The 6,572-nt window shown below is 45.1% G+C and carries 5 protein-coding genes; 1 reads left to right on the top strand and 4 read right to left on the bottom strand.

Annotation, left to right across the window (positions count from 1 at the left end; all coding sequences use genetic code 11):
• The 4 genes from AB4653_RS16910 to AB4653_RS16895 form a co-directional block, all read right to left on the bottom strand.
• Nucleotides 1-1,529 (bottom strand): BCCT family transporter (locus tag AB4653_RS16910; RefSeq protein ID WP_372104804.1); only part of this gene is annotated, 1,529 nt, incomplete at its 3' end.
• A gap of 231 nt (nt 1,530-1,760) precedes the next feature.
• Complete coding sequence (locus AB4653_RS16905; RefSeq protein WP_102257618.1) at nt 1,761-2,756, bottom strand: membrane dipeptidase; 996 nt, start codon at nt 2,754-2,756, stop codon at nt 1,761-1,763.
• Nucleotides 2,757-2,966: 210 nt separating this feature from the next.
• Nucleotides 2,967-4,427 carry an aldehyde dehydrogenase family protein gene (locus tag AB4653_RS16900; protein WP_004730413.1) on the bottom strand — a complete coding sequence of 487 codons (1,461 nt, stop codon included), beginning with the start codon at nt 4,425-4,427 and terminating at the stop codon, nt 2,967-2,969.
• A 189-nt stretch (nt 4,428-4,616) separates the two neighbouring features.
• A complete protein-coding gene (locus AB4653_RS16895) occupies nt 4,617-5,015 on the bottom strand; it encodes a RidA family protein (protein WP_004730412.1) in 399 nt (132 codons plus the stop codon).
• 157 nt (nt 5,016-5,172) lie between these two features.
• Here AB4653_RS16895 and AB4653_RS16890 point away from each other — a divergent pair, with 157 nt between their 5' ends.
• Nucleotides 5,173-6,054 carry a LysR family transcriptional regulator gene (locus AB4653_RS16890; protein ID WP_102257617.1) on the top strand — a complete coding sequence of 294 codons (882 nt, stop codon included), beginning with the start codon at nt 5,173-5,175 and terminating at the stop codon, nt 6,052-6,054.
• The last annotated feature ends 518 nt before the right edge of the window (nt 6,055-6,572 follow it).

The raw sequence follows: 6,572 nt of genomic DNA, 5'->3' as shown, positions 1-6,572 counted from the left end.
GGTACCGCTGTGATTACGATGAACGATTGCAGCGCTGAAATGCCGCCAGAACCTAGGGAAATCAGAATCAATGCCGTTACCCCCATCATCACACCCCAGAAAGTACGAATAATTGCGTTAGGCTCAGTCTCACCACTGACTACCACACTGATGGTGTAAGTCATCGAATCACCGGTCGTTACGATGAAGATCGTGGTTAAGATCAAGAACAGAATAGAGATAAGCATTGGCATAGGTAGCTGCTGAGTTACCGCCAGTAGCGCGCCTGGTAAGTTGAAGCCTTCGAACGCTTTACTTACGCTGCCTGGATCTGCAATTTCGAACGCAAGACCAGAGCCACCAACAATCGTGAACCAGAAGCAAGTTACAAACGGTGCGATAAGGCTAATGGTTGATACCAATTGGCGAATACTACGACCGCGTGAAATACGAGCGATGAAGATTGCCATCATTGGGCCGTAACCTAAGAACCAACCCCAGAAAAACACTGTCCACCAGCTTAACCAACCTTCATCACCACGGTATGTTGCCATTGGGATGAAGTTATCTATCATGCTGCCTACACCTTGAATGTAGCCATTGAAGATGAAGTTCGTTGGACCGAAGATAAGGATGTAAATCATCAATGCCATTGCCAAAATTACGTTGTAACGACTTAGCATTTGCATTCCGCGGTTGAGACCACTTAATGCCGACAATGTGTAAAGCACGATAGCGAACAAGATAATGATTAGCTGAGTTGTGAAGCCATCTGGAATACCAAACAGTTCATTCAGAGCGTAGCTGACTTGCAAACCCAAGAAGCCAATCGGACCGATAGTACCCGCCGCTACAGCGACAATACAACATGCATCAATCAATGCGCCGGTATGGCCTTTCAGTGCTCTTTCGCCCAAAACTGGGTAAAGCAAAATACGAGGTTTAAGAGGCAAGCCTTTGTCGTAGTGAAGGTGCATAACCACGATAGACGTTAAGCTGCCCACAATAGCCCATGCTAGGAAACCCCAGTGCATGAATGATTGTGATAAAGCATTCACTGCGCCTTGCTGTGCGTTTTCTTGTGCACCATACAACGGTGGTGGGTTAACGTAGTGTGCGATAGGCTCTGCTGCCGCCCAAAATACACCACCGCCCGCAAGTAGCGTACAGAAGATGATTGCCATCCAACGGAAGCCATCCATTTCAGGTTTCGCGATGCCGCCTAGGATAACCTTGCCTGTTCGCCCTGCCGCCAGGCCAAGACCAATAAGAAAAGTCAGAAGAAGAAGCATTTGCCAATAAGGACCGAACACTTTTACCGACCAAGCAAAGCCTGTATTTACTAAGCTTGATAGCAGCTCGCCATCAAATAAAGCAAGCGCCACGAACAGAGCGATAAAACCGCCGCTGTACCATAATGCTGGGTTGGTAAGTCCTAATTTGTCTGAAGTCGATTCAGACTGGTTTGTGTTACTCGTTTTGTTGCTTGCTGTGTGTGCTTGACCCGCATTTACGTTTGAAGATTTCACGCTATTGGTTAAATCAGACATACTCTGACTCCAGAGGTTTCTTTGCAGCTGTCATTTTAATGATGACTACAAGAGGTGTATTTAACACCTGCCCTATTGTTTTTTGTGTTGGGCAGGCTAATCCATGTTTGGGTTACCGCGTTGCGAAATAGACCGTTGTTCCTTTTGAATAGTTAAATTGGTAACAACAGCACTTCTAAATGAAGGTTAATTAGAAGGCTGCTAATTCGATGATTACTAGTGAGAAAGCACTTAACCCTTACTTTGAGGCTCTAGGCCATCTTTCAAGAAGTTAAACCAGTTTTCTCCCAAGACTTGCCCAGCTTCAGACTCGCTGAAACCATGACGCATCAATCCGTTATAAATATTTTCCATACCCGCACTACCACAGAACCAAGGCAACGCATCTGGCCAACCTGAGTTGTTCGCAGAGCCTTCACCGTAGTCCATTGCTTTAGACCAACGACCATTTCTCATCCATTCAAGAACGGCTTGAGGTTGGTTTAAGCATAGGTCACTACCAATACCTAGGTGTTCTACGCCAACCATGTCAGCGGTCGTCGCAACCATTTGGCAGAAATCTTCCAACGTACATTGGCTGCCATTTGGTAGGTGGAATGGGTACAAGCTGAATCCAATTAAGCCACCGCGTTCGGTTAGGGCTTTAATCACATCGTTTGATTTGTTTCGTAGTGCATCATGAGCAAACGTTGGGTTCGCGTGGCTGATACAAATAGGACGAGAAGACAGGTCAATCGCTTCAAGCGTTGAACGCTCCGCACTGTGAGACATATCGATGATCATGCCCACTCGGTTCATCTCTTCGATAGCCTGTTTACCAAAGCGCGTGATGCCTGTGTCGTTCTGCTCATAACAACCTGTCGCCAGTAAGCTTTGGTTGTTGTAAGTAAGCTGCATGATCAAAAGACCCTGCTGACGCATCACTTCGATAAGACCAATCTCATCATCGATTGGCGAACAGTTTTGAGCACCAAGGAAAATGCCGACTTTGCCGGTCGCTTTTGCAGTTTCAACATCAGCCATTGAATGAATCGGCATGATAATGTCTGCATTCTGCTCGAATCTTAAGTTCCATTCTGCAAAGCGAGATAAGGTTTCACGAGCTGTCTCGTGGTAAACCGCGGTAGCGTGAACTGCTGTAATGCCGCTCGCCTTTAGTGTTTGGAAATATTCTCTGTTCCAATTGCAGTATTGCAATCCATCTATAACAATCCGTTGCTGGTACATAACCACTCCTATTGAAAGCTCAGTGTTCTAGCTCGGTTTTGAAAACACGCTCAAATAACATGTTTTCAAAAATGGGTTAAATCACTTGTCTAATTTCGTTTGCGGCTTTGGTTGGGATGTTGGCCTGACTCTGTGAATCAGGCCAATTCGATAGCTGGATAGCTAGGGACTTAATATCCTCAGCTATCCAATTCTTATATAGAAAGTGGATTAGTAAGGACGCTGGTAAGCTGTCTTCACGACTGTGTAGAACTCTTTCGCGTACTGACCTTGCTCACGAGGACCGAAGCTAGACTCTTTACGACCACCAAACGGTACGTGGTAATCCGTGCCTGCTGTTGGTAGGTTCACCATCACACAACCTGTTTGCGCTTGTTGCTTGAACATTGCGCTAGTACGTAGGCTTTGAGTAATGATGCCGCCCGTTAGACCAAAGCGAGTATCGTTTGTTGTCGCGATAGCTTCTTCTAGGTCAGCTACACGAATCACGCTTGCCATTGGTGCAAACACTTCTTCTTGGTTCACTTCCCAATCGTTCTTAGTATTCAAGAACAGCGTTGGAGACATGTAGAAACCTTCGTGTTTCATGCTTAGGCGTTCGCCACCAAATGCTAGCTCACCGCCGCTTTGACGTGCTTTCTCAACCCAACCTAGGTTTGCTTCAAGTTGGTTACCATCGACAACAGGGCCCATGAATACGCCGTCTTCTAGTGCGTGACCCACTTTAAGCTCGCTCATACGCTTGATTAGTGCTTCAACGTATTGGTCGTGAATGCCATCCATAACCACGAGACGAGAAGATGCTGTACATTTTTGACCTGCGCCAGAGAACGAACCTGCAATAGTTGCATCAACAGCTGTTTGAATATCAGCATCATCAGCAACCACAAGTGCGTTCTTACTGCCCATTTCTAGTTGGCAACGAACGAAGTTTGGCGCTGTAGCAGCTGCAACCTTACGACCTGTATCAACAGAACCAGTAAAGCTCACACCGTTCACTTCTTTAGAGTTGATCAGTGCATCACCTACTTTCGAACCGCTGCCTAGAACAAGGTTGAACGTGCCTGCTGGCATGCCTTGACGGTGGATAATTTCAGTTAACGCAACCGCACTTGCTGGTGTTAGGTTTGCTGGTTTCCAGATAACGCTGTTACCGAAAGCAAGCGCTGGAGCGATTTTCCAAGCAGCAGTCGCTGTCGGGAAGTTCCAAGGAGAGATGATGCCGATAACACCCACCGCTTCACGAGTCACTTCAACAGAAACGCCAGGGCGTACTGATTCTGCGTTGTCGCCAATTTGACGAAGTACTTCAGCTGCAAAGTACTGGAAGAACTGGCCTGCACGGTAAATTTCGCCACGACCTTCAGCAAAAGGCTTACCTTCTTCACGAGAAAGCAACGTACCTAGCTCATCACAACGTGCAATCAGCTCATCACCGATTGCTTGAAGTACTGCTTGCTTACGTTCAATCGGCGTTTTTTCCCACTCTGGTTGAGCGTGCTTTGCCGCTGAAATCGCCTGTTGAACTTGGTCAGCACTTGCTTGTGCGAAGTTACCGATGTTTTCAGAAATATCTGATGGGTTAATGTTCGCAACGGTGCTTACACCCGCTTGCCATTCGCCGCCAATGTAAAGTGCGTTTTCTGCTTGAACATTCTGTAATTGAGTCATCATTCTGTCCTTGTAACGGTTAGGTTGCGTTTGAGCCTGGCAACCATCTGATTAATGAATAAAACGTTAATTTATATAAGAAATAACGTTTAAATCTTGTATCTAAAACTGAACCAAGACGCTTGTATCAATAAAGATCTTTACAGACAAATAGCTTTAATCCGCAAATTGCCTCAGTTCACAGTATCTTTATTCAGGTTGAGAGGCTGATGCGTAAACCACGAACTCAACCAACATTTCTTCTCTTGCTAACCCTGCAACGACGACCGCAGCACGGTTTGGATAAGGTGCATTGAAGTATTCTCCGTATACGCTGTTAACCGTTTTTAGATATTCACGGTCTGTCACGTAAATCAGAACTTGCAGCACTGAATCCATAGATTCGCCTGCACACTCCAACGTATGAACAAGGTTGTTAAAAGTCTGACGCGTTTGCGCTTCGATACCGCCTTCTACTACTGCGCCAGTTTCATCAATTGGAATCTGCGCTGTGTATAGAGTGCCGTTATTAACGATTGCCCACTCTAGTGGTGCTTTTGAAGCGAAAAGCTCGGTTTTTACTGGGTGTTTTTTAGTTTGTGCGTTCACGATTCCATCCAACTTTGTAACAACTATGTTTCAAGATGGTTAAATACTGCACCTTGACGATTGATAAATCTAACGGTAAATTTTGTGCATTTGATAAATAAAATCTATCACCTTTAAAAAAGTAAGGTATAGCAAGGCCTAGAGAAGGATTCCTGTCATGAGTATTAAGCTACAACAGTTAAAACATTTTGTTTTAGTGGTCGAAGAAGGCGGATTTAGAGCGGCATCTCACCGAGCAAATCGCTCGCAAGCGGCACTTTCAACATCGATAAAAGAGCTAGAAAAAATTCTCGGCCAACCACTGTTTGAAACGGGCAACAAATCGACGCTGACACCTTTTGGCGAAATATGTTTACCGAAAATCATTCAATTCTTAAATGTTTACAAGGCATTAGATAACGACCTCCGTGCTGCAGCAGCTGGCCAGCAAGGGCGAGTTCGAATAGCGAGTGTCCCTTCAGTGGCCGCAAAACTAATCCCTAGTGTTTTAGGGGCTTTTTGCGAAAAGTACCCCAATGTTGAGGTCAGCTTAATTGATGATAATGCGGCAGGTGTGGAAGCGAGATTACTCTCTGGAGAGGTGGATGTAGCCCTCGGAAATAGCTCCCATTTAGAAGAAAAGAGCATCGATTTCACGCCTTTACTCTCTGACCCTATTGGTGTGGTCTGCCTCAAAGACAACCCTATCGCCTCTCAACGAGAGGGAATAGAATGGCAAACTTTGTTAAAACAACCCTTCATTCGCAACGGTACTTGTACCCTACTTGACCCAACTCCCGCACGAATGCTCAGCGAACAGGCTCTGTATTCAGTAGAGAACATCACTTCGTTGTTTTCAGTGTTAGAGCTCGGGATAGGCGTGACCACACTACCTAAGCTGGCTTTCCCAACCAATGAAACCCGTTTGGTTTGGATTCCATTGATTGACCCGCCCTTACAGCGTCAGATCGGTATTTTCAGATTGGCTGACCGTACGATCTCGCCACAAGCACAAGCCTTTCATGACTTGTGTATTCAATACCTAAGCTATGAAGAGTAATAGAGAAACATGAATGAATGCGCTTCCTATAGGCCTATTGATACGACAAACATCTTTAGATTCCAACTATTTCTGTATTGAAACTGTGATTTCTGGGTCGATGCTCTGCGAATTCGTCTGATAATAATTCGACCCAACCTCAGCGATACCTCTATTTTTGAGTCAATTAACCCGTACTTTCCATCTGTATGTATGTTTCCTCGCTCTCATCATCGACCCTAGATTTTGTTGCATCAGCGGTTGGACGCTGAATTTTTCATCAAATTTTCATCTTGAACCCGGTGCTGGGCGTGTTGATTCGCGTTCCAATACATCAATAATGAAAATATGATAACGATATTAAAAAATATTAGCTTAATGATAAGGAGCACCATACTGCTATTTCACTACACAAACGAAACCTTCCAATATCAACAAAATCTTGGTTATACCCCGCTTCGAATACCAACCCGTCATCACATTTAGGAAAGACTCTAAGTCATTGAATATGCTTAATTGATAACGTCATATCTTAATAT

The organism is Vibrio sp. 10N.222.48.A3, from assembly GCF_041475345.1.
Lineage (GTDB): Bacteria > Pseudomonadota > Gammaproteobacteria > Enterobacterales > Vibrionaceae > Vibrio > Vibrio tasmaniensis_A.
This window is presented reverse-complemented; position numbering and strand designations above follow the sequence as displayed.